This is a genomic window from Nocardia sp. NPDC058244, assembly GCF_042882065.1.
Taxonomy (GTDB): domain Bacteria; phylum Actinomycetota; class Actinomycetes; order Mycobacteriales; family Mycobacteriaceae; genus Nocardia.
Genome location: NZ_JBHVWX010000009.1, coordinates 249,371 through 274,775 on the forward strand (window position 1 = coordinate 249,371; position 25,405 = coordinate 274,775).

At 71.2% G+C, this 25,405-nt stretch carries 24 protein-coding genes; 18 read left to right on the forward strand and 6 right to left on the reverse strand.

Translation table 11 applies throughout. The features are described from left to right. Window positions 1–70: 70 nt before the first annotated feature. Together scpA and ACFVW6_RS27690 are read right to left on the reverse strand one after the other, a co-directional pair. Window positions 71–2,335 (reverse strand): methylmalonyl-CoA mutase, encoded by a 2,265-nt coding sequence (gene scpA, locus ACFVW6_RS27685; protein WP_355271812.1) that lies wholly within the window; start codon window positions 2,333–2,335, stop codon window positions 71–73. Then, window positions 2,335–4,206, reverse strand: coding sequence for a methylmalonyl-CoA mutase family protein (locus ACFVW6_RS27690; RefSeq protein ID WP_378826142.1), 1,872 nt, complete (start codon window positions 4,204–4,206; stop codon window positions 2,335–2,337). Before ACFVW6_RS27690 ends, scpA begins: the two co-directional genes overlap by 1 nt. Window positions 4,207–4,384: 178 nt before the next feature. On the opposite strand from ACFVW6_RS27690, the gene ACFVW6_RS27695 reads away from it, so the two are divergent. The 16 genes from ACFVW6_RS27695 to ACFVW6_RS27770 all read left to right on the forward strand — a co-directional run bounded on the left by ACFVW6_RS27695 (window position 4,385) and on the right by ACFVW6_RS27770 (window position 20,840). Beyond that, window positions 4,385–5,071 (forward strand): TVP38/TMEM64 family protein, encoded by a 687-nt coding sequence (locus ACFVW6_RS27695; RefSeq protein WP_355271809.1) that lies wholly within the window; start codon window positions 4,385–4,387, stop codon window positions 5,069–5,071. Between the two features lie 57 nt (window positions 5,072–5,128). Next, window positions 5,129–6,073: a hypothetical protein gene (locus tag ACFVW6_RS27700; protein WP_378826144.1), complete on the forward strand. Its 945-nt coding sequence runs from the start codon at window positions 5,129–5,131 to the stop codon at window positions 6,071–6,073. 302 nt (window positions 6,074–6,375) lie between these two features. Beyond that, entirely contained in the window at window positions 6,376–7,803 is a 1,428-nt protein-coding gene (locus ACFVW6_RS27705; protein ID WP_378826146.1) for a condensation domain-containing protein, read from the forward strand. A 2-nt stretch (window positions 7,804–7,805) separates the two neighbouring features. Then, complete coding sequence (locus ACFVW6_RS27710) at window positions 7,806–9,062, forward strand: glycosyltransferase (protein WP_378826148.1); 1,257 nt, start codon at window positions 7,806–7,808, stop codon at window positions 9,060–9,062. Further along, window positions 9,059–10,021, forward strand: a complete 963-nt coding sequence (locus ACFVW6_RS27715; RefSeq protein ID WP_378826150.1) for an ATP-binding cassette domain-containing protein — start codon at window positions 9,059–9,061, stop codon at window positions 10,019–10,021. Before ACFVW6_RS27710 ends, ACFVW6_RS27715 begins: the two co-directional genes overlap by 4 nt. 29 nt (window positions 10,022–10,050) lie before the next feature. Beyond that, window positions 10,051–10,875, forward strand: coding sequence for an ABC transporter permease (locus ACFVW6_RS27720; RefSeq protein ID WP_378826152.1), 825 nt, complete (start codon window positions 10,051–10,053; stop codon window positions 10,873–10,875). A 10-nt stretch (window positions 10,876–10,885) separates the two neighbouring features. Continuing rightward, entirely contained in the window at window positions 10,886–12,274 is a 1,389-nt protein-coding gene (locus ACFVW6_RS27725; RefSeq protein ID WP_378826154.1) for a hypothetical protein, read from the forward strand. 42 nt (window positions 12,275–12,316) lie between these two features. Next, window positions 12,317–12,469, forward strand: a complete 153-nt coding sequence (locus tag ACFVW6_RS27730; RefSeq protein WP_378826156.1) for a hypothetical protein — start codon at window positions 12,317–12,319, stop codon at window positions 12,467–12,469. 103 nt (window positions 12,470–12,572) lie between these two features. Continuing rightward, window positions 12,573–13,313, forward strand: a complete 741-nt coding sequence (locus ACFVW6_RS27735) for an IclR family transcriptional regulator (protein ID WP_378826158.1) — start codon at window positions 12,573–12,575, stop codon at window positions 13,311–13,313. Window positions 13,314–13,623: 310 nt separating this feature from the next. Further along, the gene (locus ACFVW6_RS27740; RefSeq protein WP_378826160.1) at window positions 13,624–14,706 is read left to right on the forward strand and encodes an ABC transporter substrate-binding protein; all 1,083 of its coding nucleotides are present in this window, start codon (window positions 13,624–13,626) and stop codon (window positions 14,704–14,706) included. Further along, entirely contained in the window at window positions 14,703–15,563 is an 861-nt protein-coding gene (locus ACFVW6_RS27745) for an ABC transporter ATP-binding protein (RefSeq protein WP_357347377.1), read from the forward strand. Before ACFVW6_RS27740 ends, ACFVW6_RS27745 begins: the two co-directional genes overlap by 4 nt. Continuing rightward, window positions 15,556–16,449: an ABC transporter permease gene (locus ACFVW6_RS27750; protein WP_378826163.1), complete on the forward strand. Its 894-nt coding sequence runs from the start codon at window positions 15,556–15,558 to the stop codon at window positions 16,447–16,449. Before ACFVW6_RS27745 ends, ACFVW6_RS27750 begins: the two co-directional genes overlap by 8 nt. A gap of 16 nt (window positions 16,450–16,465) precedes the next feature. Beyond that, window positions 16,466–17,806: an LLM class flavin-dependent oxidoreductase gene (locus ACFVW6_RS27755; RefSeq protein ID WP_378826165.1), complete on the forward strand. Its 1,341-nt coding sequence runs from the start codon at window positions 16,466–16,468 to the stop codon at window positions 17,804–17,806. A 108-nt stretch (window positions 17,807–17,914) separates the two neighbouring features. Continuing rightward, window positions 17,915–18,850: a TauD/TfdA dioxygenase family protein gene (locus ACFVW6_RS27760; protein WP_378826168.1), complete on the forward strand. Its 936-nt coding sequence runs from the start codon at window positions 17,915–17,917 to the stop codon at window positions 18,848–18,850. 65 nt (window positions 18,851–18,915) lie between these two features. Beyond that, on the forward strand, window positions 18,916–20,505 hold the full coding sequence (locus ACFVW6_RS27765) for an FAD-dependent oxidoreductase (RefSeq protein WP_378826170.1): 1,590 nt from the start codon (window positions 18,916–18,918) through the stop codon (window positions 20,503–20,505). Further along, the gene (locus tag ACFVW6_RS27770; protein ID WP_378826171.1) at window positions 20,502–20,840 is read left to right on the forward strand and encodes a 4Fe-4S dicluster domain-containing protein; all 339 of its coding nucleotides are present in this window, start codon (window positions 20,502–20,504) and stop codon (window positions 20,838–20,840) included. The genes ACFVW6_RS27765 and ACFVW6_RS27770 overlap by 4 nt, the downstream gene beginning before the upstream one ends. Here the strand turns inward: ACFVW6_RS27770 and ACFVW6_RS27775 are convergent. Continuing rightward, window positions 20,830–21,546 carry a hypothetical protein gene (locus tag ACFVW6_RS27775; protein WP_378826173.1) on the reverse strand — a complete coding sequence of 239 codons (717 nt, stop codon included), beginning with the start codon at window positions 21,544–21,546 and terminating at the stop codon, window positions 20,830–20,832. The two genes, ACFVW6_RS27770 and ACFVW6_RS27775, sit on opposite strands and share 11 nt — an antisense overlap. 260 nt (window positions 21,547–21,806) lie before the next feature. On the opposite strand from ACFVW6_RS27775, the gene ACFVW6_RS27780 reads away from it, so the two are divergent. Then, a complete protein-coding gene (locus ACFVW6_RS27780; protein ID WP_355271779.1) occupies window positions 21,807–22,148 on the forward strand; it encodes a hypothetical protein in 342 nt (113 codons plus the stop codon). A gap of 22 nt (window positions 22,149–22,170) precedes the next feature. Here ACFVW6_RS27780 and ACFVW6_RS27785 read toward each other — a convergent pair whose 3' ends face one another. The 3 genes from ACFVW6_RS27785 to ACFVW6_RS27795 all read right to left on the reverse strand — a co-directional run bounded on the left by ACFVW6_RS27785 (window position 22,171) and on the right by ACFVW6_RS27795 (window position 24,263). Continuing rightward, window positions 22,171–23,157, reverse strand: coding sequence for a PucR family transcriptional regulator (locus ACFVW6_RS27785; protein WP_378826175.1), 987 nt, complete (start codon window positions 23,155–23,157; stop codon window positions 22,171–22,173). Window positions 23,158–23,252: 95 nt separating this feature from the next. Beyond that, window positions 23,253–23,624 (reverse strand): nuclear transport factor 2 family protein, encoded by a 372-nt coding sequence (locus ACFVW6_RS27790; protein WP_355271776.1) that lies wholly within the window; start codon window positions 23,622–23,624, stop codon window positions 23,253–23,255. Window positions 23,625–23,693: 69 nt separating this feature from the next. Continuing rightward, window positions 23,694–24,263 carry a hypothetical protein gene (locus ACFVW6_RS27795; RefSeq protein ID WP_378826177.1) on the reverse strand — a complete coding sequence of 190 codons (570 nt, stop codon included), beginning with the start codon at window positions 24,261–24,263 and terminating at the stop codon, window positions 23,694–23,696. Window positions 24,264–24,865: 602 nt separating this feature from the next. Between ACFVW6_RS27795 and ACFVW6_RS27800 the strand changes: the two genes are divergently transcribed. After that, on the forward strand, window positions 24,866–25,399 hold the full coding sequence (locus tag ACFVW6_RS27800; RefSeq protein ID WP_378826179.1) for a hypothetical protein: 534 nt from the start codon (window positions 24,866–24,868) through the stop codon (window positions 25,397–25,399). Window positions 25,400–25,405 lie beyond the last annotated feature (6 nt).

Here is a 25,405-nt window from a genome sequence, read left to right on the forward strand (position 1 = left end):
CGTGTTCCCCAACGGCATGCTCGGGCACCCTTCGTCGTGACGCCGGCTACCGCCTCCGGGCGCTCACCGGTCATGCCTGCGCGCCGCCGCCGATCTCGTGTCCGAGCGAGGCACCCAGCTTCTTCAGCAGGTCGATGGCCGCGTCGGCGATCACCGTGCCGGGCGGGAAGATCGCCGCGGCGCCCGCCTCGTACAGCTCGTCGAAGTCGCCGGGCGGGATGACACCGCCGACGATGACCATGATGTCGGGGCGACCGACCTCGGCCAGCGCCTGCCGCAGGGCGGGCACCAGCGTGAGGTGACCCGCGGCCAGCGAGGAGACACCGACGATGTGCACGTCGTTGTCGGCCGCTTGGCGCGCCACCTCTTCGGGGGTCTGGAACAGCGGGCCCACGTCGACGTCCATGCCCAGGTCGGCGAACGCGGTGGCGATCACCTTCTGGCCGCGGTCGTGGCCGTCCTGGCCCATCTTGGCGACCAGGATGCGCGGGCGCCTGCCCTCGGCCTCGGCGAACTCCTCGACGAGCGCGATGGCCGCGCCGATGTTGGAAGCCTTGCCTGCTTCGTCACGGTACACACCGGAGAGCGTACGGATTTCGGCCTGATGGCGGCCGTAGACCTTCTCCAGTGCGTCGGAGATCTCACCGACGGTGGCCTTGGCGCGGGCGGCGTCGATGGCCAGCGCGAGCAGGTTGTTCTCCATCCCGCCCTCGGACGAGGCGGCGGCGCGGGTCAGGTTGGCCAGTGCGGCCTCGACGGCGGCCGAATCACGTTCGGCGCGCAGGCGTTCCAGCTTCTCGATCTGCTCGGCACGCACGCGCGAGTTCTCGACCTTGAGGACCTCGACCTGCTGGTCCTCTTCGACCTGGTACTTGTTGACGCCGATCACCGGCTGCTGGCCGGTGTCGATGCGCGCCTGGGTGCGCGCGGCCGCCTCTTCGATGCGCAGCTTCGGAATGCCCTCCGAGATCGCCTGCGCCATCCCGCCGTGCGCCTCCACCTCGGCGATGTGCGCGCGGGCGCGCTCGGCGAGCTGGTGGGTGAGCCACTCCACGTAGTACGAGCCACCCCACGGGTCGATCGGGCGCGTGGTGTTGGACTCCTGCTGGATCAGCAGCTGGGTGTTGCGGGCGATGCGGGCGGAGAAGTCCGTCGGCAGGGCGAGCGCCTCGTCGAGGGCGTTGGTGTGCAGCGACTGGGTGTGGCCCTGGGTCGCGGCCATCGCCTCGATGCAGGTGCGCGCCACGTTGTTGTAGGCGTCCTGCGCGGTCAGCGACCAGCCCGAGGTCTGCGAATGGGTACGCAGCGACAGCGATTTCGCGCTCTTGGGCTCGAACTTCGAGACCAGTTCGCTCCACAGCAGCCGGCCCGCGCGCAGCTTGGCGACCTCCATGAAGAAGTTCATGCCGATGGCCCAGAAGAACGACAGGCGCGGGGCGAACTTGTCGACGTCCATGCCCGCCGCGATACCGGCCCGGATGTACTCCACGCCGTCGGCGAGGGTGTAGGCCAGCTCCAGATCGGCCGTGGCACCGGCTTCCTGGATGTGGTAGCCGGAGATGGAGATCGAGTTGAACTTCGGCATCTCGGCGCTGGTGAAGGCGAAGATGTCGGAGATGATCCGCATCGAGGGCTTGGGCGGGTAGATGTAGGTGTTGCGGACCATGAACTCTTTCAGAATGTCGTTCTGAATGGTTCCGGCCAGCTGCGCGGGCGTGACGCCTTGCTCCTCGGCGGCGACGACGTAGAGCGCCAGGATCGGCAGCACCGCGCCGTTCATGGTCATCGACACCGACACCTGGTCCAGCGGGATCTGGTCGAACAGCTGGCGCATGTCCAGGATCGAGTCGATCGCGACACCGGCCATGCCGACGTCACCCTGCACGCGCGGGTGGTCGGAGTCGTAGCCACGGTGCGTCGCCAGGTCGAAGGCGACCGACAGCCCCTTTTGACCGGCCTGCAGGTTGCGGCGGTAGAAGGCGTTGGAGTCGGCGGCGGTGGAGAAGCCCGCGTACTGGCGGATGGTCCACGGCTGGTTGACGTACATGGTCGGGTAGGGACCGCGCAGGAACGGCGCCACACCGGGCACCGTGTCCAGCGGATAGCCCTGCGCGACAACGGCGTCGCGGTCGGCCTTGGTGAACACCGGCGGCACGTCGATGCCCTCGGGCGTGGCCCAGGTGAGCTGATCGGCGGTGGTGTGGTTGGCCGCGGCGGCCTCGGCCACGAACTCCTTCACCTGCGCGTCGTCGACCTCGGCGGCCGTCGGCGCGTGCTCGGTGAGCGGCACCTCGGCGAAACTACCGATCAGGTGCTCGATATCGGATGTCGTCATCAGGCTCCCACCTTCTCCAGCAGCTGCGACAGGACCGCGACCGCGTCGATGCGCAGGGTCAGGTACCCGTCGGGACGCTGTGTACCGCTGTACTGCGCGACCGACTTCTCCGGTCCGGCCAGCAGGACCGTGTCGATGCCCGCGGCGCGCAGGGCCTCGACCGCGGCGCCCGCTTCCTCGCCGTAGCGCTTGTCCGCACCGCACAGCACCGCGATGGGGGCGCCGGATTCGGTGGCGGCCGCGGCGATCCCGTCGACGGTGAGCGGGCCGGGGTTGACCGACTCGATCCCGCCGGAGGCCAGCACGTTCGCGGTGAAGATCGTGCGCGCGTTGTGTTCGGCGACCGGGCCCAGCGGCACGATCAGCGCCTTGGGGCGGGCGCCGGTGGCCGCGAGGAACGCGTCGGAGCGGTTGCGCAGCGACTCGAACGCGGCGCCGTAGCGCGCGACCGAATCCCCGGCGCGGGCCTGCTCCGAGAGCGGGGTCTCGCCCAGGTTGGGGAACTCGTTGACACCGGTGACCGCGGTCTTGCGGTGCGCGATGTCGGCGGCACGGGTGGCGGCGGTCTCGGCGATGCGGTCGGCGACCAGGCCAGCGGCGAGCGCGGCGGGGTAACCGCCCGCAGCCTCGATCTCCTGCATGAACTCCCAGGCCTTGGCGGCCAGGTCGTCGGTCAGGGAGTCGACGTACCAGGAGCCGGCGGCCGGGTCCTGGACATGTCCGAGGCGGGATTCCTCCAGCAGCAGCAGCTGGATATTGCGGGCCATGCGCTCCGAGAACGACTGCGAGACACCGAGTTCGCCCGCGGGCAGCGCGGAGTCGAACGGCAGCACGGTGACCGAGTCGGCGCCACCGACACCGGCGCCGAAGGCGGCCAGGGTCGTGCGCAGCAGGTTCACCCACGGGTCGCGCTGGGTCATCATGGCGGCCGAGGTGACCGCGTGCTGCGGGGCCGCGCCGAAGGCGGGCGCACCGCACACCTGCGCGACGCGCGCCCAGAGGCGCCGGGCCGCACGGAATTTCGCGACGGTGGCGAACTGGTCGTCGGTGGCCGCGAAGCGGAACTCCAGCTGGCCGAACGCGTCGGCGATGTCGACACCGGCGGCGGTCAGCGCGCGCAGGTACGCGAGACCGGCCGCGACGGACGCGCCCAGCTCCTGCGCGTCGGCGGCGCCGGCGTTGTGGAAGGCGGTGCCGTCCACGGTGATCGCGCGGACGGTCTCCGGGCGGGCGATCGCGCGCGCCGCCAGGGCGACGGCCTGCTCGGTGTCGATGTCGGCGGCGCCGGCGAAAGCGCTGGTCAGCGGCGCGGCACCCAGGCCGACCTGGATCTGCGCGCGCTCGGCGAGCTGGTAGCCGTCGAGCACCGTGAAGACCTGCGCGGCGGCGGCCTCGACGTCGGCGCCCGCGACCAGGGTCAGCGGGGCCAGCTCGAAGAGCAGGCCGGTCAGCGCGGTGGGGATGTCGGCGGGTGCGACGCCCTCGGCGCCGATCCCGAGCGACACGGCGCTGACGCCGTTCTCCAGCCAGCCGAGAATCGTCCGGTTGGTCGCCGCGGCATCCGCCGAGCCGGCGAACGCGGCGACGAACCAGCCGCGCTGCGGGTCGCGGGTGGCGCTGCCACCGCGCACGAACGGGAACGCGCCGGGCAGCGGCTGCTCGGGCAGCTCGTCGCGGCGGGTGTAGAGCGGGGCGATGGTCAACCCGTCATAGGTGGTCTCGTCGAGCAGATGCTCGGGCTCCGCCGGGAGCTCGGCGACCTCGACCCGTCGCGCCTTCGCCAGCACGCCCGCCACGCCCTTGCGCCACGCGGCGTACTCGGGCACCGGATCCGGCGCGAGTCCCGCCCCGGACTCTGAACCAATCGGCATAGCTGCTGTTCTCTCTTCCATTCGACGACCGCATCCCGGTGTACTGCCGATCCGGCAGCATCAGCCCAGCAGCGGAATACTGCGGCGAACCAGGATGTGTCCGGTTCTTACATGATGCTAACTGTGACACCCTGTCCACTCTCTCCGGCCATCCCCTACCGGCCGGTACGCTTACCCGGTGTCCCGACTGATCCGCTCCCCGCGCCTGCTCATGGCTCTGGCCGGGGTCGCCGTGCTGTTCGTGGTGGCGATGATGGTGCCGCTGCCCGGGCCGCAGCAGATCAGGGAGTGGGCGGGCGGCGCCGGTCCGCTGCTGCCGCTGCTGTTCTTCCTCTTCTACGCGCTGGTCGCGGTGGCGCCGGTGCCGCGCACCGTGCTGACCGTGACCAGTGGTGTCCTGTTCGGCCCGGTGCTCGGTTCGATCGTCGCGCTTGGCGCGACCGGGATCAGCGCGACACTGGCGCTGCTGGGTGTCCGCGCGCTCGGCCGGGACCGGGTCGCCGGGCATCTGCACCACCCGGCGGTGCGCGCGATCGATGATCGCCTGGCCCAGCGCGGCTGGCTCGCGGTGGCCGCGCTGCGGATGATCCCGCTCGCGCCGTTCTCGATCGTCAACTACTGCTGTGGCCTGTCCTCGGTGCGGGTGCTGCCCTATCTGGCGGCCACCCTCGTCGGCTCGGCGCCGGGCACCATCTCGACGGTCGTCCTGGCCGGCTCCCTGGCGGGCCACACCGATCCGATCGCGGTCGTCGTCTCGGCGGTCTGCCTCTCGATCGGCCTGCTCGGGCTCGCGCTCGACGCGAAGCTGCCGATCACCGCGGCGCCCACGGCGCCCGAGACCGAGACCGTCGCGGCGCGCGGCTGACCCTGTCGCGGCGCGCCTGCGCCGCCCGACCCGTTCGCGATCGGATAATCCCCGGTCATGGCGATGACGGTGGGCCGACGATCCGCACTCGCACTCCTGGCCGGGCTCCCCCTGCTGGCCGCGGGGACCGCACGGGCGCAATCCGCCCTGGGTCCCGGCGTCGGGGTCGACCCCGACCGCACGCCCACCCGCTACACGATGACCGCCTTCCGCACCGACAGCGACACCACGCTGGCGGTGTACGAGTCGGCCGACGGCACGGCGTTCACCCCCGTCGACGAGGACGCCTACACCCCGCCCACGGGCCTGGTCCGCGATCCGAGCATCCTGCGGCACACCGACGGCCGCTACTACCTCACCTACACGATCGCCGGTGACGCCACCGCGATCGGCCTGGCGCACAGCCTCGACCGGATCACCTGGACCGCCATGGCCCCGGTGCCCATGCTGGTCGCGGGCAGGCTCGACGGCGCGTGGGCGCCGGAGTGGTACGCCGACGCCGCGGGCCGCGTCGGCATCATCGTCTCGCTCACCTGGGGTCACGGCTTCACCCCGCACCTGCTGATCCCCCTCGACCCCGGCCTGACGACCTGGGCGCCGCCGGTGCCGCTGCTCGGCCTCGGCCCCGGCGGACCGGGGTCCCTCGGCTATATCGACACCACCCTGGTCCGGCTGGCGGGCCGGCTGTTCGCGTTCGTCAAGAACGAGGACAGCAAGCTGATCGAACTGGCCGTGGCCGACCGCCCGATCGGCCCCTATTCCTTCGTGGCCACCGGCGACTGGGCCGGCTGGGGCGGCCCGTGTGAGGGTCAGTCGGTGGTCCGCCTGCCCGATGGCGGGCACCGGATCTACCTCGACGCCTACACCGACGGCCGCTATGTCTACAGCGACAGCTACGACGGATTCCGGTCCTGGACGCCCCCGGCGGAGCTCCCCGGGCTCTCCGGCGTGGTCCGCCACGGCACCGTGCTCGCCGAGTTCGGGCCGACTGCCACGACATAACCACAGGTCAGCGCCCATCCACTGATTCGGTCCCGGACTTTCTGAACTGAAACCCCCTTACTTCAGGGGCACCGGGTTACGCTGGCGTTCCGAGACAAATTGAAAGTGAGCTTCTTCACATAGGCCAGTTGTGACTAACGCATATTTCAGAAAACTCTCAGAGTTATAGACTCGGGATAGCCCAGGGTTCGCCAGCTACATCCGGTGCGGGATCCAGAGCAACATCCGGTGACGCGACCGCGGTCACCGACATCCCCGTTCGCGCCGTCTTCGGCATGCACTGCACCTCGAGGTGACCCCGCATGGAATACACCCATCTGTCCGAATTCACGATCCGCTCCGGCGCCCTGTCCATCTGGACCCCGGAGCTGGCCGACGCCGGCTCGTGGTACGACGACGAACGCCCGCTCGCCAGCGTGCACTCCCAGTACCTCGGCTTCCTCGATCCCGAGGACCCCACCCCCGGTCGCGGCCGCTGGATCGGCACCATCTTCGAGATGGACGCGCCGCTGGACGCGCGGGTGTGGGCCAGGACCCTGGAGCTGTGGCACGACCGCCACGAGGGCTTCCGCACCACCGTCGCCCCCACCGGCGACGGCGACTACCACCGGATCACCACCGCCCCCGGCACCGTGCGGGTCGCCTCGGCGCCGGTCCCCGAACTCACCGACGGTGACCTGATCAACGAATTCCTGTGCGAGGCACTGGAACTGCGACTGTCGCCGCTGATCTGGCCGCATCTGCTGGTGGCCACCGTCGCCCACGACACCGACGACTTCACCGTCCTGGTCGCCGCCGACCACTCGGTGCTCGACGCCTACTCCCAGGCCGTGCTGATCCTCGAACTGCGCACCCTCTACACCGCGGTGCGCGACGGCGGGGAGATCCGCGATTCGGCCACCTTCGGCAGCGCCGCCGACTTCGCCGCCGTCGAACGCGCCGCCGCCGAGGAACTCACCCCCGACTCCCCCGCCGTCGGGGTGTGGCGCGACTTCGTCGGCACGCCCGGCTCGCCGATGCCCCGCTTCGCCGAGGGCATGGTGGCCGCGCTCGACGGGGAGCACGCCCAGCCCAGTGTCTCGCGCACGCTGCTGACCCTCGACCAGCTCGAAGAGGTCGAGGAGGCGCTCGGCCGGCTCAAGCACCGGCTCTCGGTCACCGTGTTCGCCGCGCTGGCGGCCGCCTCGCGAGAGGTGTTCGGCGACGACCGGTTCCGCACCATCATGCCGATCGCGACCCGCCCCGACCTGACCTGGCTCGAGTCGATGGGCTGGTTCGTCAACGTGGTGCCGGTCGACATCACCCTGCCCGCGGGCGCCGACATGGGCGCCGCGCTCGACGTCACCCGGGCCGCCCTCAAGCGCGCCCACATCTGCAACGACGCCTCCTGGGGCCGGTCGCTGGCGATGGCGGGCGCGCTCGAAGGCCCGACCTTCGGCGCCTCGTTCCTCGACATCCGGATGCTGCCGGACTACGAACTGGTCGCCGACCTGCGCGGACGCACCCTGCGCGCGGTGTCGTACTCCACCGACGAGGTGTACTTCTGGGTCGTACGCGGCCCCGAGGGCCTCTACGTGTCCACCCGCTACCCGGCCGGACTCGCCGCCGAGGTGATGGATCGCTTCCTCACCGAATTCGCCAGGGCCATCTACGCGGTCACCACCCTCGCGGCGCCCGTGGCGAGCGCCCCGGTCGCCGACACCGCGTCGGCAGCGCTGAGCGCGGGCTGACGATGCGTGCACTGCTGGCCTTCACCGGCAGCCGTGGCGATGCCCAACCCGGCATCCTGCTGGCCCGCGAGCTGCTGGCTCGCGGGCACTCGGTGACGCTCGCCCTCTCCCCCAATCTCGTCGACTTCGCCACCGCGCACGGCATTCCCGCCGTCGGCTTCGGTCGCGACAGCGCCGAGCTGCTGCGCACCCAGCACGACGACCGGCGGTTCCGCAGCCTCAGCCCGCGCCAGCGGCTGCGGGCCGTGCTGGATCTGCAGCGGCGTGGCGTGGCCGAGGCGGTGCGCGACCTGCTCGCGCTCGCGCCGGGCCACGACGTGCTGGTGACGGGGATGGCGGGCGAGGAGGCGGCCGAGAAGGCCGCCCGGCGGGTCGGCCTGCCGCTGGCCGCGGTGCACTTCTTTCCCATCCACCCGAATCGCTCGGTGCCGGTCGTCCCCACCGCGTGGGGCGCCCGGATTCCCGGCGCGCTCAACCGGCGGATCTGGTCCGGCCTGCGATGGGCGCGCGATGCCGCGCTGGCCGAGCCGCTCGCCGAGTTCGGCATCGTGGAACATCCCCTGCCGGGCCGGGTCTCGATCCAGGCCTACGACATCGACCTGTTCCCCGGGCTGGCGGCCGAACTGCCCGATCGGCATCCGATCACCGGTTTCGCCGTCGACGCCGACGGATTCCTCGGCGGCCCCGCCGATCCCGCGCTCACCGCGTGGCTCGACGCGGGCCCCGCGCCGATCTATGTCGGCTTCGGCTCGATGGCCGTCGACGATCCGGCGGCGTTGGTGGCGATGCTGCGCACGGTCTGCGCGCGGCGGGGCAGGCGGCTGCTGCTGGCCGCGGGCTGGGCGGGCCTGGAGCCGGAGCTGTCCCCCGAGGTCGCGATCGTCGAGCAGGTCGACCACGCCGCGGTGTTCGGGCGCTGTGTCGCCGCGGTGCACCACGGCGGGGCCGGCACCACCGCCGCCGCGCTGCGTGCCGGGGTGCCGCAGGTGATCTGCTCGATCCAGGCCGATCAGCCGTACTGGGGCCGGGCGCTGGCCCGGCTGGGCCTGGCCGGCACCCTGCGCGCCGCGGAGCTCACCGCCGACCGGCTCACCGCCCTGCTGGACCGCGTCGCCGACCCGGACGTGATCGCGCGCGCCACCGCCTATGCGGACACCTTCCCCCAGCGGGGTGTCGCCCTGGCCGCCGACGAGGTGGAAACCCTTGTCCCCCTGACCTTCCCGACCCCCGAACTCGACCATGCCGGGAGGCCCCTGTGACCACCGACATCGCCGTCCGCACCAGCGGACTCGGCAAATCCTACGGCGACTTCACCGCCGTCGGCGGTATTGATCTCAGCATCCCGGCCGGTTCGGTCTTCGCGATGCTCGGCCCCAACGGTGCGGGCAAGACCACCACGGTCCGGATGCTCGCGACGCTGCTGCGCCCCGATCGTGGCAGCGCCGAGGTGTTCGGCTTCGACGTGGTGCGCGAGGCGACCGCCGTGCGCTCGATGATCGGGCTCACCGGGCAATACGCCTCCGTCGACGAAACCCTCACCGCCGGTGAGAATCTGCGCCTGTTCGGCAGGCTGCTCGGCCTGTCCCGCCGGGACGCCGCCGCGCGCAGCGACGAACTGCTCGAGGAGTTCGAGCTCTCGGCCGTCGCGCGCCGCAGCGTCTCCGCGTTCTCCGGCGGCATGCGCCGTCGCCTGGATCTGGCCGCGACGCTGATCACCGTGCCCCCGTTGATCTTCCTCGACGAACCGACCACCGGCCTGGACCCGCACACCCGCGACCGCATGTGGGGCATCGTGCGCGGACTGGTCGAACGCGGCGCGACCGTGCTGCTCACCACCCAGTACCTCGAGGAAGCCGACGCGCTGGCCGACCGGATCGCGGTGATCGATCGCGGCACCCTCGTCGCCGAGGGCACCGCCGCCGAGCTCAAGGCCTCCATCGGCGAACAGGTGCTGCGCCTGGACATCCCCGACACCGCGGACCTGCGCCGCGCCGAGTCGCTGATCCAGGAACTCACCGGCGAGGTCCCCGAGGGCTCCTCCACCGGCACGCTGACGGTCGCGCTGCCCGATGTCGCGCTCGGCGCCGACATCGTCGCCGCCTGCCGCGCCGCGGGCATCACCCTGCGGGGTTTCGCGGTCGACCGGCCCGACCTCAACGAGGTGTTCCTGTCGCTGACCGGCCACCCCCGCACCGCCGACACCTTCGACGCGGCATGACCGCCCTCCGTGAAAGGTCGAGCACCGCAATGACTCTCACCACCCCGACCGGCACGACACCGCCGCAGGTCGTGCGCGCGCCGCGGATCACCCGGGTCGGCGCGCTCGCGGCGGTACAGCACGCGCTGATGATGGCGTGGCGTGGCCTGCTCACCTTCCGGCACAGCCCGCAGCTGCTCTACGACGCCATTCTGCTGCCGATCGTGGGCCCGGTGCTGTTCGGCAGCATCTTCGGCACCGCCATCGCGGGCAGCATGGAGGCCTACCTGCCGATCATGATTCCGGGCGTGCTGGTGCAGATCGTGCTCACCTCCTCGGTCGCCACCGGCGTGCAGCTGTCCGAGGACATCCATTCCGGGGTCTTCGACCGCTTCGTCGCCATGCCGATCGCCCGCTCCGCCCCGGTTGCCGGTGCGTTGCTGGCGGGCACGGTGCGGTACCTGATCGCCGCGACGACGGTGGTGATCGTCGGATTCTGTATGGGCTACCGGCCCGAGCACACCGCCGGGTTCCTCGCCGGTGCCGTGCTGGTCGTCTTCGCGACGACCGCGATCAGCTGGCTGTTCGCCTTCATCGGCGCGACCGTCGCCCGGCCCGCCGCCGTGCAGGGCATGTGCATGCTGGTCCTGACCTTCCTCGGCTTCGCCTCCAACGCCCTGGTGCCCGAGGAATCCATGCCCACCTGGATGCAGCACGTCTCGGACGTCAATCCGGTGTCCTACCTGGTCTCCGCCGTGCGCGAGCTGGCTGCCGCGGGCACCGTCGGTGCCGACGCGTGCTGGTCGCTGGTGGCCTCGGTGGTCGTCGTCGCCGTCTTCGCGCCGCTGACCGTGCGCACTCTCCGTTCCCGATGAGGAGTTCCCGATGACCGTCACCTCCCCCGCCGTCGCGGCCGTCGCCACCGGACCGGTCGGCCTGAACCGGATCACCGCCGACGACGACCTGTTCTTCAAGTTGCACAGCCTCTACCCGAACGCGCTGGTCAATCAGCTGGCCTACCGCTTCGACGAGCGGCTCGACCCCGACCTGCTGCGGCGCTGGCACGCGCACCTGGCCACCGGATTCATCGCCCGCAAGGTCCGCACCACCCGGTTCCCGATCGCGCGGGCGCACTGGGAGCCGGCCACGGAGTCGCTGCCGCTGATCTGGTCGCCCACGCCGCTGCCCGACGACCGGGTGCTGGAGTGGTTCCTCGAGCAGGCCGCGGTGGAGTTCGACCCCGAGCGCGGCCTGGTGTGGCAGCTGGCGGGCGCGCACACGGAGTCCGGCGGCACCGTCGTCACCCTGGTCGCCTCGCATGTCGCCTGCGACGGCGGCGGGATGATGCACGCGATCGTCGACTCGCTGGACCGGCTCAATCGCGGCGAGACCCCCGACCGGGCCGCGAGCGCGGGCCATCTGGTCGGCCCGGTCGCCGGCCCCCGCCGCTTCGCCGCCGACATCGCCGACGCGGCGGGACAGGTGCGCGCGGTCGCGCGCGGGGTGCGCCTGGCGCGCCGCGCCCGCGGGGTCAGCGAGCCCGCCCGCAATCCGCGCCCGGCCGAACCCCGCCTGCCGCACGCGGAGACCTGGCAGGCCGCCGAGACGATCGTCCAGGTCGACCTCGCCGACTGGGACGCCGTCGCCGCGGCCAACGGCGGCACCACCAACGGCCTGCTGATCGGTGTCGCCGTCGGTCTGCTCGGGCGCAGCGGCCGGATCGCCGACGGCGCCGACGTCCGCGTGGACATTCCGCATTCGATGCGGGTCGCCGACGATCCGCGGGCCAACGCCACCACCGGGCTGCCGATCAGCGTCACCTACCGCGCCGGTGCGCGGGCCGATCTGCCCGCGGTCCGCGCCGCGCTCAAGGCCGCGGGCCTGGCCTACCGCGATCCCGCGACCATTCCACCGATCCAGCATCTGCAGCCGGTCCAGATGCTGCTGCCGAAGGTGGTGCTGCACAAGTTCGCGCGGACCGCCAAGGCGCCCGAGTGCCTGTGCACGAACATGGGGCGCACCGCCCAGAACATCGCCGTGCTCGGCGAGCACCGGGCGCGCGACGTGATCATGCGCCCCGTGGTCAATCCCGGCCCGGTCGAGTTGTTCCGGCAGGTGGAAGTGGGCGTCAACCTGGCGTTCTCCTGCGACGACGACACCGTCACCCTGGTGGTCACCGGCGGTGACCCCGACCGCTTCCCGACCCGCGCGGCGCTGCAGGACCTGCTCGCCGCCGAGTTCGGCGACTGGGGACTGACACCGCGCTTCTGGTGAGGCCGCGCCGATGCCCGCGGCTATCGTGGAGCCGTGGGCATCATGGGCGAGCTGTTTCCGGGCAAGAAGCTGCAGAACGAAGGCAGCGGCGACAGCAACGGCCAGGAGCGCGAACCCCGGCTCGACGTCGACCTCGACGCGGGCGTCATCCGGCTCTCCCCGCCCGCCGCCCCGGCGCGGGCCGACGGCGACTGAGGCCGCCCCGCACCGCTCGAATTCCGCTATCGGTGCGCGGAAGGATTGCGCCTGATCACGGCGTTGGCGATAGTTCACGGCACTTCGTCGAGAGGGAGCCGCCATGACCGCCACCGAACCGCCGCGCTCCGGCGCGCAAGCAGTCGACCGCGCGGTGCACGTGCTGAACTGCTTCCAGGGCAGCGATCCCGAACTGTCGCTCAGCGAACTCGCGCAGCGGGCGGGACTGCCCGTCAGCACCACCTTCCGGCTGGCCCAGGCCCTCGTCCGGGGCAGGCTGCTCGAACAGGACCCGGCCACCGATCGCTACCGGATCGGGCACGGGCTGGCCTGCCTGGCGCGCCCCGCGCTCTCCCGGCTCGGTCTCGACGCCGCCGCGCCCCATTTGTACGCGCTCGCCGCCGGGATCAAGATCACCGTCAGTCTGAGCGTGCCCGACGCGGAGGAGGCGCTGACCGTCTTCCAGGCGCGGCCACCGGTGTACTTCTGCCACAACCAGATTCCGCGGGAGCGCAGCCCGCTGTCCAGCAGCGCGGTCGGCCACGCGCTGCTCGCGCACACCCCGGCCAGGGGCGACGCCACCACCGGCGAATTGTTCGACACGGTGCGCAGGCGCGGGTTCGCGGTCGAGGAGATCGACAGCGACGAGCCGATCCGCGCGATCGCCGTCCCGGTGCTCGGACCCGACCGCCAGGTCTGGGGCGCGCTGGGTGTGCAGGCGCGTTCGGTCCGCCTCGACCGGGATCTCGTGCGAGCCGTCGTGCCCGCGATGCACCAGATCGCCGTGCGCATCGGACCGTATTTCCACGCGGGCGCCGCTGGTACGGGATTCGGCGCACCGTGATTTCCACGATGCGAAAACGGCATTGCCGCCCGGATACCGCCGGGCGCACTATGGAATCCGTTGCGGCGCAGCCCTCGCCGCACTCGTCACCGAAAGTCCCGTCATGATCGAATCCCCCGCGCTCGTCCGCCGCCGTACGGTGGACCTGATGCGCCTGTCGCCCGGATTCTGTCGCCGCTGACGCCGCGGCGGCTCCAGGTCCGCCGATTCTCCCCTCTCCTTCCCGGTAATCCGTTCGCGCGGATCGTCGCGGCGTGCGCCCGTGTGGCCCGCCGCGCGGTCACGCGTGCCGTCGAAAGCACCCCGAAACATGTTCTCCACCCTCTTCCGACGACGTCCGCTGCGGGCGCTCGCCGCCGCACTCGTCGTTCCCGCCGCCCTCGCGGTGGTCACCGCGTGCGGCGCCACCGACGCGCCGACGACCGCCGACGGCAAGACCGTCCTGCGCTACCAGGGCCAGACCGGCCTGGTCACGGCCTTCGAACTCGCCGACAGCCTCGGCTACTTCAGCACGATCAGCTTGCAGTGGGAGGGCGACACCACCAGCGGCCCGGCCAATATCCAGGCCGCCGCCACCAAGCAGATCGAATTCGGCAGCGCGTTCAACGGCGCGGTGGTCAAGCTCGCCGCCGGTGGCGCACCGGTGCAGGCTGTGCTGAGTTCCTACGGCTCCGACGCCAAGTCGTTCACCGGCTACTTCGTCCGCGACGACTCCGGCATCACCAGCGCCCGTGACCTGATCGGCAAGAAGGTCGGCGTCAACACCCTCGGCGCGCACCACGAGTTCGTCACCCGGGAATGGCTGCACCAGCAGGGTCTCAGCGAGGCCGAGATCAAGCAGGTCCAGCTGATCGTGGTGCCGCCGGTCAACACCGAGGAAGCGCTGCGCAGCGGCCAGATCGATGTGGCCGCGCTCGGCGGCGTGTACCGCGAGACCGCGGTGCCGCGCGGCGGCCTGCACCCGCTGTTCACCGACAAGGACATCTTCGGCGAATTCGACTACGGCACCTATGTTTTCCGCAAGGACTACATCGCCCAGAACGGTGCCGCGGTCAAGGACTTCGTGCAGGGCACCGCGCGGGCGACCCGCTGGCTGCAGATCACCCCGCGCGACGAGGTGGTGGCCAAGTTCACCGAGATCATCACCAAGCGTGGCCGCAACGAGAACCTCAAGCTGCTCGACTACTGGCGCAGCTCCGGCATCCCGGTCGCGGGTGCGGTGATCGCCGACCGCGAGATCCAGATCTGGATCGACTGGCTCGAGCGCAACGGTGAACTACCCAAGGGCAAGATCGCCGCCAAGGACCTGTTCACCAACCAGGACAACCCCTACGCCAACGGCACCTACCAGCCCGCCAGCGGCCCGACCGGCGAGGCGGTGGCCGCGAAATGAGTACCACCACAGCCAAACTCGCCCTGCGGGGCGTCGGTAAGCAGTTCGCCGTGCGCGGCGCGGCCGAGAAGTTCACCGCCATCGACGACATCAGCATCGACGTCGGCGCCGGGGAGTTCCTGGTCCTGGTCGGCCCCAGCGGTTCCGGCAAGTCCACCCTGCTGGACCTGCTCGGCGGCCTGAGCACCCCCAGCGCGGGCCAGATCCTGCTCGACGGTGCCCCGATCACCGGCCCCGGGCTCGACCGCGGCGTGGTGTTCCAGCAGTACGCGCTGCTGCCGTGGCGCACCGCCCGCGCCAACATCCAGTTCGGCCTCGAGGCCAAGGGCGTGGCGCGCAAGGAGCGCAGGGCGATCGCCGAGCACTACCTGGAACTGGTCGGCCTGGCCGGCTTCGGCGACCGCTACCCGCACGAACTCTCCGGCGGCATGAAGCAGCGGGTCGCCATCGCCCGCAGCCTGGCCTTCGACCCGGAGGTGCTGCTGATGGACGAACCGTTCGCCGCCCTCGACGCGCAGACCAGGGAGTCGCTGCAGGACGAACTGCTGCGGATCTGGCGCACCACGGGCAAGACCATCCTGTTCATCACCCACGGAATCGACGAGGCCGTGTACCTGGGCCAGCGCGTCGCCGTGCTCACCTCCCGGCCCGGCCGGATCAAGGCCGTGATCGACATCGATATCGACCGCACCGGCGACATCGACGTCCGCTCCAGCGAACAGTTCCGCGACTACCGCCACCGCATCTGGACCGAACTGCAGAGCGAGGTGAGCCGCGCACAGCGGCTCGAGCTCGCCACCGACGACCGCGCCGCGGCGGCGGTCGCGTCCACCGACAGGAGCCCCGCCCATGTCTAGCGCCGTCCCCGTCCTCGTCCGCCCCGCCGAAGTCGCCGCGGAACCGGCGGTCCCCTTGGCGATTCCGGTCCCCCGGCCCGCCGTGCCCGCCGGGCTGACCCGCGCCGCCCGCACGACCGCCGCGACACTGATCCGGATCACCAAGCCCCTGCTCGCCTTCGCGCTGCTGCTCGGCGCCTGGGAACTCGCGCCCCGGTTCGGCCTGGTCGACGAGGTGTTCCTGCCGCCGTTCTCGGTGGTGGTGCAGGCCTTCGCCGAGCTCGCCGCCAACGGGCAACTGGGCGAACACGTCTCGGCCAGCCTCACCCGGTCGATCACCGGCTTCTCGATCGCCCTGGTGATCGCGGTGCCGGTCGGGATCGCGATCGCCTGGTACAAGCCGGTCTCGGACTTCCTCAATCCGGTGCTCGAGCTGTTCCGCAACACCGCCGCCCTGGCGCTGCTGCCGGTGTTCGTGCTGATCCTCGGCATCGGCGAGACGTCGAAGATCGCGCTGATCGGCTACGCGACCTTCTTCCCGATCCTGCTCAACACCATCACCGGGGTGCGCACCGTCGATCCGCTGCTGGTGAAATCGGCGGTGTCGCTCGGCTTCTCGCCGCTGCGGCTGTTCCAGAAGGTGATCCTGCCCGCGGCCATCCCGTCGATCTTCACCGGCATCAGGATGGCGGCGGCGGGCTCGATCCTGGTTCTCATCGCCGCCGAGATGGTCGGTGCCAGGGCCGGTCTCGGCTATCTGATCACCGCCGCGCAGCAGAACTTCCAGATCCCGCAGATGTACGCGGGCATCGTGGCCATCTCGCTGATCGGCCTCGGTTTCAACTTCGCCCTCGTCGCGCTGGAACGCCGCCTCTCCCGCTGGCGCACCTCGCCGACCGACGCCTGACCAGGAGATCTCTTCCATGTCCCGCAAGACCTTTCACCTCAACGCCTTCCTGATGGGCGTCGGCCACCACGAGGCGGCCTGGCGCCACCCGCGGACCGACGCGCACCGGGTGCTCGACGTGCGGCACTTCCAGGAGCTGGCCCGCATCGCCGAGCGCGGCAAGCTCGACTCGGTGTTCTTCGCCGACACCCTCGCCGTCGGCCCGCGCATCGAACGCAACACCCTCGCGGTGTTCGAACCGGTGACGCTGCTGTCGGCGATCGCGACCGCCACCGAGCGGATCGGCCTCATCGCCACCGCCTCGACCAGCTACAACGAGCCGTTCAACCTGGCCCGCAAGTTCGCCTCGCTCGACCACATCAGCGCGGGGCGGGCCGGGTGGAACATCGTCACCTCGGGCAGTGTCGACGAGGCCTACAACTTCGGCCTCGACGCGATCCCCGAGCACGCCCGCCGCTACGAACGCGCCGAGGAGTTCGTCGACGTGGCGCTCGCGCTGTGGGACAGCTGGGAGTCCGAGGCGATCGTGCTCGACACCGAGGCGGGCGTGTTCGCCGACCCGACCCGGGTACACACCCTCGACTACGCCGGCGAGCGGTTCCGGGTGCGCGGCCCGCTCAACTCGCCGCGTGGCCCGCAGGGCAGGCCGCTGCTGGTGCAGGCGGGTTCCTCGGAGTCGGGCAAGGAGTTCGCGGCGCACCGGGCCGAGGCGGTGTTCACCGCGCAGCGCACCGTCGAGGAGGGCGTGCGGTTCTACCGCGATCTCAAGAGCAGGCTGGCGAAATACGGTCGCGCCGAACACGAGCTGAAGGTGCTGCCCGGCCTGGTGCCGTTCATCGCCGACACCGTCGAGGAGGCGAAGGCGCTCGAGCAGGAGTTCACCGACCTGATCTCGCCGGACTACGCGCTGCGTCAGCTCTCGTCCATGCTCGGTGTCGACCTCACCGCGCACGCGCTGGACGCGCCGCTGCCCCCGCTGCCCGCCGAGAGCGAGATCGAGGGCGGCAAGAGCCGGTTCACGCTGGTCAAGGAGCTGGCCGAGACCGAGGAGCTCACCGTGCGCCAGCTCATCGGCAAGCTGGGCGGCGGCCGCGGGCACCGGACCTTCGCCGGCACGCCCGAGCAGGTGGCCGACGAGCTGCAGACCTGGTTCGAGGCGGGAGCCGCCGACGGCTTCAACATCATGCCGCCGTACCTGCCCGGCGGGCTGGCCGACTTCGTCGACCGGGTGGTGCCGATCCTGCAGGAGCGCGGCCTGTTCCGCGCCGACTACGAATCCACCACGCTGCGTGGCCACTACGGCCTGGACCCGGTGGAAAGCCGGTTCGCCGAGCGGGATTCGCGGGTCAGCGCCTGATGCGGACCCGACGTCTCGACATCGACCTGATGCGGGTGGTGAGCAGTTCCTGTCCGGGCCGCTGAGCACCCCACTGCCCCAGCCCGGCATCCCCGAAGGACCGAGAACATGACCACCATCGAAACACCCCGCACCGCCACCGCACTGGAGATCACCCCGGTCGCCGGGCACATCGGCGCCGAGGTCGGCGGCGTCGACCTGCGCACCGAGCTCACCGACGCCCAGGTCGCGGAGCTCACCGCCGCCCTGCACCGGCACAAGGTGCTGTTCTTCCGCGATCAGGAGATCGGCCACGCCGAGCAGATCGCCTTCTCCCGCCGGTTCGGCGCCGTCACCCCGTCGCACCCCTACGACGACGACGCGCCCACCGAGCACCCGGAGATCCTGGCCGTCGACAGCCGCCTCTACGAGAAGCGGTTCGGCCGCAAGAAGTTCAGCTACACCAACCAGTGGCACACCGATGTCTCACCGCTGATCAACCCGCCCGCGGCGTCGATCCTGCGCGCCGAGATCGCCCCCGAGCGCGGCGGCGACACCCAGTGGACCAATCTGGCCGCCGCCTACGCCGGGCTGCCGGAGTCGCTGCGCACCTTCCTCGACGGCCTGCGCGCCGAGCACCGCTTCGGTGGCCGGATCCCGCCGTGGGAGGCCGACAGCGACTACGCCCGCAAGATCGCGGCCGCGCCGCTGGTCACCGAGCACCCGGTGGTGCGGGTGCACCCGGTGACCGGTGAGCGGGTGCTGTTCGTGAACCCGGGCTTCACCACCCGGATCATCGGCCTGACCCCGCCGCAGAGCGACGCCCTGCTGCAGCTGCTCTTCGACGAGATCGCCCACCCCGCCTACACCGTCCGGTTCCGGTGGGCGAAGGGCAGCATCGCGTTCTGGGACAACCGGGCCACCGCCCACCTGGCCCCGAGCGATCTCGACCACCTCGACGTCACCCGGGTGCTCTACCGCACCACCCTCGAGGGCGAGGTCCCGGTCGGTGTCGACGGCACGGCGTCCAGCTCGGTGGCCGGCGAGAAGTTCACCGGCGCCTGATTTCCCCTCCGGTGCCCGGCCGTCCCCGGCCGGGCACCGGCTTCTTCTCGACAGGAGCACGATCCATGAGCGAAACCTGGCACACCAGCACCGACGTCCTGGTGATCGGCGGCGGCCCCGCCGCGTCCTGGGCGGCGATCCACGCCAGGGAGGCGGGCGCCGAGGTGATCCTGGTCGACAAGGGCTACTGCGGCACCAGCGGCGCCACCGCGCCGTCGGGCACCGGGGTCTGGTACGTCGCGCCCGAGGCCACCGCCCGCGCGAACGCGAAGGCGTCGCGCGAGGCACTGGGCGGCCACCTCGCCGACCACTACTGGATGGACCGCGTCCTGGACCAGACCTATACGAACATGAACCGGCTCGCCGCCGAGGGCCGCTACCCCTTCCCGGTCGACCCGGCCACCGGCGAACCGCTGCGCACCGGCGTGCAGGGTCCCGAGTACATGCGCCGGATGCGCGCCTGGCTCCAGCGGATCGGTGTGCGGATCCACGACCACTCACCCGCGCTGGAACTGCTCGTCGACGACACCGGCGCGGTGCGCGGCGCGGCGGGTCATCAGCGCCAGCTCGACCGGGACTACCGGATCACCGCGGGTGCGGTGGTGCTGGCCTCCGGCGGTTGCGCCTTCCTGTCCGGGGCGCTGGGCACCAATGTCGACACCGGTGACGGCGCGCTGATGGCGGCCGAGGTGGGTGCGCGGTTCTCCGGCATGGAGTTCTCCAACGCCTACGCCATCGTGCCCAAGGGCTCGACCATCACCAAGACCGCCTACTACGGCTACGCCACCTTCTTCGGCGAGGACGGCCGGGTGCTCGAGGACGCCGGGTCCACCAGGGGCCGCTCGGTGATCGCGCGCACCCTGTCGCGGGAGAAGGTCTTCGCTCAGCTCGACCGGGCCGACGCGACCGTGCAGGCGCAGATGCGGCTGGGGCAGCCGAACTTCTTCCTGCAGTTCGACCGCCGCGGGATCGACCCGTTCACCCAGCGCTTCGAGATCGACCTGCTCGCCGAGGGCACCGTGCGCGGCACCGGCGGCATCGATGTGGTCGACGACGACTGCGCCACCACGATCCCCGGGCTCTTCGCCGCGGGCGACGCCGCCACCAGGGAGCGGATCTGCGGCGGCTTCACCGGCGGAGGCAGCCACAACGCGGCCTGGGCGATGTCGTCGGGCAGCTGGGCAGGCGCGGGCGCCGCGCGCTACGCCCGCACGGCGCGCACCGGCGGCGAGGTCGAGGGCGCGGGCCGGGTCGGCCTGCGCCCCACCGGTTCCGGCACTCTCGCCGCCGCCGAGGTGGTCGCGGCCGCCCAGGCGGAACTGATCCCGTTCGAGAAGAACTACCTGCGCCACGGCGACCGGCTGCGGCCCGCGCTCGCCCGCCTCGACGAGCTGTGGAACGCCGCCGCCGACGGGCTGGCGGGCACGAGCGGCGACGACCGGATCAGGGCCAGGCAGGCCGCGGCGATCACCGCGGTCGGCAGGTTGATGTACCGATCGACGTTGTCGCGCACCGAGACCAGGGGCATGAGCAAACGGGCCGATCATCCCACCATCGATCCGGCCCAGCATCACCACGTCGTCTCCGGTGGCCTCGACGCGCCGTGGACCGGCACCGCCGATGCCCGCAACTCCGGACTGGCGGTGGCGTCGTGATCGAATTGCTGCGCGCGCAGGATTGCATCGGCTGCGACAAATGCGTGCTCGCCTGCCCCACCAACGTGTTCGACCGCACCGAGGACGGCATTCCGGTCATCGCCAGGCAATCGGACTGCCAGACGTGCTTCATGTGCGAGGCGTACTGCCCCACCGACGCGCTCTACGTGTCCCCGGAGTCCACCGCGCTCCCCCGCGAGGCCACGCTGCCGACCGAGCACATCGGCCGGTACCGGGAGAAGCTCGGCTGGGGCAACGGCCGGACCGCGGGCGCCCGGGTGGCGGTCGGCCCGCGCCTGCCGCACGGCACCCCGCCGCCGCGGCTCACCCCCTGAGCAAGTCCGCCGGTCGTCGCAACGCGCCGAAGAGCGGATCGTCGTAGACGGTGGGTTCGACGACCGGATCGGGCACCCGGAGCAGATCGGCGGTGCTCACCTCGGACCAGTCGTATCGCTGGTTCTCGCACTGCAATTCGACCAGCGACACCGACGACACCGTGTCGTCGAGGCCGAAATCGGCGAAGCCGTCCTCGGCGAGCACCGTCCGGACGTGCTCGACCGGGGTCGGCCGGGTGGCGTAGGCCAGGGCCAGGTACGGCCGCAGCGGCTCGCCGAACTCGGGGATCCGTTCGCGGATCCACACGTCGGTCAGCGCGCGGGTGAGGTCGTCGCGGACCTCGACCAGATCGGCGGGCAAGGCGATCGGCAGCCGGATCGAATCGGCGGCGACCACGGGCGCGCCGAAGCCGATCTGGAACGGGGCGCGCTCGGCGAGGACGGTGCGCGAGCCGGCGACCAGCGCCGCGAGATGCACTCCCTTGACGCCGTCGACGAAGCCGATGCCCTGGACCCCGATCCGCAGCCGGCCCGCGTCGACCGGTTCGAAGCCGGGCAGCCTGGTCAGCGTTGGGCCGAAGATCTCCACCAGCTTGTCGGCGACCGGCTGGGTCGGCGTGACCTGCCAGTCGTAGAAGGACCGTCCCGGTGTCCACCCCGGCCGCCACCACCAGCGGCTGGCAACCGTCATCTCGCTCGCGCTCATCGACCCACCTCCCGACTCGACCGCTCGCGTCCAGCGACCACCCGGTCGACCGGCGGATCTGCTCACGAACGACAGATTCGGCCGGTTCACCCCGACGTACCGGACACGATCGGCAACCCCTCTGCGACGCCAGTTACCTGTCAGCGACGGTATTACCCGGCGTGGCGGACCCGCAACACGGCGAGACCGTTCCGTTGTACCTTCGCTCCCGACTCATCGCTTTCGGCCCCGGCCCGGCGGCTCGCACTACACTGACCGGCATGCCTGTTCGTCGGCTGATCACGCTGTGCGCGTTCGCCCTCCTGCTGCCCTTCGCCGCCTCCGCCTGCACCATGACGGGCCCCGGCACCACCACCGAGTGCAACGTGAGCGGGTGCACGGTCACCTTCGAGCGCGGGGTGAGCGCCAAGGCATCGGTGCTCGGCATCGACGCCGAGCTGGTCGCGGTGAACGGCGACATGGTGACACTGAGCATCGGCGGCCAGCAGGTGACGGTGCCGGTCGGCCAGTCGCAGGCGGCCAACGGGATGGATGTCCGGGTCAGCGAGGTCACCCAGGACAAGGTCGTCGTCGTCCTGTCGACCGGCTTGAACCAGAACTGATCGATCGGCTCGAGCCGCTGCGCTACACCGGTTCCGCGCTGCGATAACTGCGCGCGACCAACGCCGACCGCAGGCGCCACAGGCCGTGGCTGCGGGTCGCGTCGCAGCCGGTCAGGCGGGCGATCCGCTTGAGCCGGAAGTCGACGGTGTTGGGGTGCACATGCAGGGCACGCGCGGTGCGCTGCCGGTTCACGTCGTGCGCGATGTGGCACTGCAGGGTGGCGAACAGTTCGGGGTGCTCGTCGAGCGGATCCAGCAGCGCCGCAAGGAAATCCCGCCCGGGGCCGGGTCGGGTGAGCTGGTATTCCAGCGCCAGGTCGGCGAAGTGGTGCAGCCTGCCGTCGACGCCGAGCCGCTGCACCATGTCGAGCAGGCTGTGGGTCCGGTCCGCCCAGGTCGGCAGCGCGTCGCCGGCGCAGTGCGCGACCGCCACGGTGATCGGCACGCCCGCGGCGTCGGTGAGCGCGGCGAAGAGCGGCTCGAGTTCGTCGGCGTCGACATCGCCGGGAAGCAGCGCGGTGCCGCCGTCGCCGGTCAGCAGGGACAGCGCCGTGCCGTCCGACCAGCGGAACAACTCGGCGCGCACCTGCTCGAGCCGACGACGGGCCTGTGCCCGATCGGGACGCACCCGGGCGCCGGACGCGGGCGGATCGGTGACGGCCACCGCGAGCACCCAGTAGTGCGACGCGATCTCGACCCCGCACCGCCGGGCCATCGTCGCGGTCGCGCTCCCGTCGAGCAGCGCCGCCGTGATCAGGTGCACCGCACTGTGGTGTTCGCGCAGCACCGCGTAGCGCAGCACCGTCTCCAACGAGACGCCCTGGCGCACCCACGCCGCGACGACGTCCTCGATCTCGGCGGCGCCCACCGCGTCCTCGGTCTCGGTGAACGCGGCGACCAGGTGCCGTACCCGGCCCGCGTCGTCTCCGTGCTCGGCGAGCGGCATCGTCGTGCGCCACGCGCCGTCGGAGCCCGACGCCCGGGCGAGGACGGAATGCGACCTCGTCATGTACAGGCCTCCTCGATGTGCTGGTCCCGACCTGAGCACCACGCTACGGAGCAGGCGTTCCCCGCGATGTCCAACATTCTGGACACCGCCACCGCTCAGCCGAGCACGTTCGGCTGGTCCAGAATCCAGCGCCAGCTACCGTCCGGCTGCCTGCGCGCGACCTCGACGGTCGCCCCCGTGCCGCCGGGCAGCCGCGACGACGTGAGCGCCAGATCGCCCGCCCGCAGCGCGGGCGCCTGCGCGCCGAGCTGGAACACCGGCCGGTCCGCGACCAGGCGCGCGTAGGCGGCTCTGATCTCCGCGATGCCGGTCGCCACCACGCCGTCCGGCAGGGCCAGGACCGCCTCGGATTCGTACAACTCGACCAGGCCGTCCACGTCACCGGCGTTCAGCCGTTCGACCACCAGCCGGCTCAGATCCTCCGGACGCCGCGCTCGTTCCCGCACACCGTCGACACTGTCGGTCATCGTCACCCTCCTCGACATGGGCTGTGCGCCAACGGTAACGCCGGGGTACGACAGAACCGGACGAGCGTCTCAGTGCCCGTCGTGCACGTCGACCGAGTACCGGTACCAGTTCCCGTCGAACGGGGTGTAGACGGGCTGATAGGCGGTGGGGACGTGCACCGGCGGCCGGGCACCGGCGGGGAAGTAGGCCAGCCCGCCGAGTGAGTCACCGATCCCGAACAGGCAGCCGCCGTCGCGATCGGCGACCGAGGACACCCGGATCACCCCGATCCAGCCGGCGTCGGACTCGGCGCACCGCCCCCGCGCCACCTCGGTCAGCGCCGACTCCGACAGCCACCAGGCCACCCGGTCCGGAATCCCCGCCGCGACGGCGCCGATCCCGGCCAGGACCACCAGCGGCGCGACCAGCACGGTGCCGTAGCGCCGGTAGCGCGCGCACCCGATCGGCGCGCACACCAGCCAGACCACACCGGCGACCAGCAGCGCGAGCACCGCGGCGATCGTGATCAGCAGGTCGAAGGCGGTGGCGTCGTCGAGCAGCAGCGCGACGGTCGCGCCGACCGCCAGCACCGTCGACGCGCGCATCGCCGACACCCAGCGCCGAGTCGGTGGCACGGTCCCGGTCTCCACGGTCGTCATGGGCCCACCCTACGGATCCCGGCACCGGAAACGGCGAAACCCCGGAGGGCCGTTGGCCTTCCGGGGTTTCGCGCGCACAGATCACACCGTCACAGCGGCGGGAATCCCGCCGAGCCGGTCGCCATCCAGTTCCAGAATCCGGCGGCCCGGTTGACCAGCAGGGCAATGACGTCGAGAGCAGTGCTTCCCATCAAGTTTTCCTAACATTCGGACGAACGATTCGCTTGCCCACCATAGCAACTCGCCACCGCCGATCACGACACGATCTCGGCGCACTGGAGCATTACCAGTGAGCACCCGCGCGCATTCGTCTCGTCGACAACGAAATCGATGTTTCAGCAGGTGAGAGCGTTGCCGATGTGAAATCGCGCGGCGCTCGAATGCCGTGCGGCGCACAATTGCCGGACAGTTCGTCCGGTGCGGTGAATTCCCCGCCGGACAGATATTCGCCCGAGATCGAGACAGCGGGCGATCGGCACCGGGTCCCGACGACGACAGGCGTCGCACCTCCTCGCGGCCGTCGCGAACCGCGAATACAGTACTGGGGAAGCACACCTTTCCGACGTGAGACCGGTAGCGCCCGACGAACACGGTGAGGACGGATGGACAGCATCAGTCACGAGCTCCTGCACAGGCCCCTGTTCTCCCGTGTCCCCCTCGACCAGGGCAACGCGGCCAGCCGCATCAGCGCCTACATCTACGGGAACGTGCTGATCCTGGCCGCCCTGATCCCGGTCTCGCCGTCCGCCGAGAACGTCGGCATCCTGGTTGTGCTCGGGACCGCCGTGTCGACGTTCATCGCGCATTCCTTCGCCGAGAGCGTCGGCCGATCGGTGCGCGAGGGCGCGCCGCAAACCGCGGCGGATCGCTTGGCCGACCTACGTGATTCGCTGCCCATCCTCAGCTCGGCGGTGGTGCCCTGCGTCGTGCTCGCGGCCGCGGCCTTCGGGTGGCTGCAGCCGCGCACCGCGCAGGTGCTGGCCGAGGTAGTGATGCTGGTGCGGATCGCCGGCATCGTCTTCGTCATCCGGCGGCTGCAAGGCCGGCGCCCGGACCGATCGACGCTGATCGGGGCGGTGGCGCTGGGCTGCGCGGCCACCACGGTGGTCGCGGTCAAAGTCGTCCTGACCCACTGACCGCGA

What these genes read in the sequence shown, in the direction of transcription:
- scpA (WP_355271812.1), bottom strand. Translation starts at nt 2,335, where the DNA reads ATGACGACATCCGATATCGAGCACCTGATCGGTAGTTTCGCCGAGGTG.
- ACFVW6_RS27690 (WP_378826142.1), bottom strand. Translation starts at nt 4,206, where the DNA reads ATGCCGATTGGTTCAGAGTCCGGGGCGGGACTCGCGCCGGATCCGGTG.
- ACFVW6_RS27700 (WP_378826144.1), top strand. Translation starts at nt 5,129, where the DNA reads ATGGCGATGACGGTGGGCCGACGATCCGCACTCGCACTCCTGGCCGGG.
- ACFVW6_RS27705 (WP_378826146.1), top strand. Translation starts at nt 6,376, where the DNA reads ATGGAATACACCCATCTGTCCGAATTCACGATCCGCTCCGGCGCCCTG.
- ACFVW6_RS27710 (WP_378826148.1), top strand. Translation starts at nt 7,806, where the DNA reads ATGCGTGCACTGCTGGCCTTCACCGGCAGCCGTGGCGATGCCCAACCC.
- ACFVW6_RS27720 (WP_378826152.1), top strand. Translation starts at nt 10,051, where the DNA reads ATGACTCTCACCACCCCGACCGGCACGACACCGCCGCAGGTCGTGCGC.
- ACFVW6_RS27725 (WP_378826154.1), top strand. Translation starts at nt 10,886, where the DNA reads ATGACCGTCACCTCCCCCGCCGTCGCGGCCGTCGCCACCGGACCGGTC.
- ACFVW6_RS27730 (WP_378826156.1), top strand. Translation starts at nt 12,317, where the DNA reads ATGGGCGAGCTGTTTCCGGGCAAGAAGCTGCAGAACGAAGGCAGCGGC.
- ACFVW6_RS27735 (WP_378826158.1), top strand. Translation starts at nt 12,573, where the DNA reads ATGACCGCCACCGAACCGCCGCGCTCCGGCGCGCAAGCAGTCGACCGC.
- ACFVW6_RS27740 (WP_378826160.1), top strand. Translation starts at nt 13,624, where the DNA reads ATGTTCTCCACCCTCTTCCGACGACGTCCGCTGCGGGCGCTCGCCGCC.
- ACFVW6_RS27745 (WP_357347377.1), top strand. Translation starts at nt 14,703, where the DNA reads ATGAGTACCACCACAGCCAAACTCGCCCTGCGGGGCGTCGGTAAGCAG.
- ACFVW6_RS27750 (WP_378826163.1), top strand. Translation starts at nt 15,556, where the DNA reads ATGTCTAGCGCCGTCCCCGTCCTCGTCCGCCCCGCCGAAGTCGCCGCG.
- ACFVW6_RS27755 (WP_378826165.1), top strand. Translation starts at nt 16,466, where the DNA reads ATGTCCCGCAAGACCTTTCACCTCAACGCCTTCCTGATGGGCGTCGGC.
- ACFVW6_RS27760 (WP_378826168.1), top strand. Translation starts at nt 17,915, where the DNA reads ATGACCACCATCGAAACACCCCGCACCGCCACCGCACTGGAGATCACC.
- ACFVW6_RS27765 (WP_378826170.1), top strand. Translation starts at nt 18,916, where the DNA reads ATGAGCGAAACCTGGCACACCAGCACCGACGTCCTGGTGATCGGCGGC.
- ACFVW6_RS27775 (WP_378826173.1), bottom strand. Translation starts at nt 21,546, where the DNA reads ATGAGCGCGAGCGAGATGACGGTTGCCAGCCGCTGGTGGTGGCGGCCG.
- ACFVW6_RS27780 (WP_355271779.1), top strand. Translation starts at nt 21,807, where the DNA reads ATGCCTGTTCGTCGGCTGATCACGCTGTGCGCGTTCGCCCTCCTGCTG.
- ACFVW6_RS27785 (WP_378826175.1), bottom strand. Translation starts at nt 23,157, where the DNA reads ATGACGAGGTCGCATTCCGTCCTCGCCCGGGCGTCGGGCTCCGACGGC.
- ACFVW6_RS27790 (WP_355271776.1), bottom strand. Translation starts at nt 23,624, where the DNA reads ATGACCGACAGTGTCGACGGTGTGCGGGAACGAGCGCGGCGTCCGGAG.
- ACFVW6_RS27795 (WP_378826177.1), bottom strand. Translation starts at nt 24,263, where the DNA reads ATGACGACCGTGGAGACCGGGACCGTGCCACCGACTCGGCGCTGGGTG.
- ACFVW6_RS27800 (WP_378826179.1), top strand. Translation starts at nt 24,866, where the DNA reads ATGGACAGCATCAGTCACGAGCTCCTGCACAGGCCCCTGTTCTCCCGT.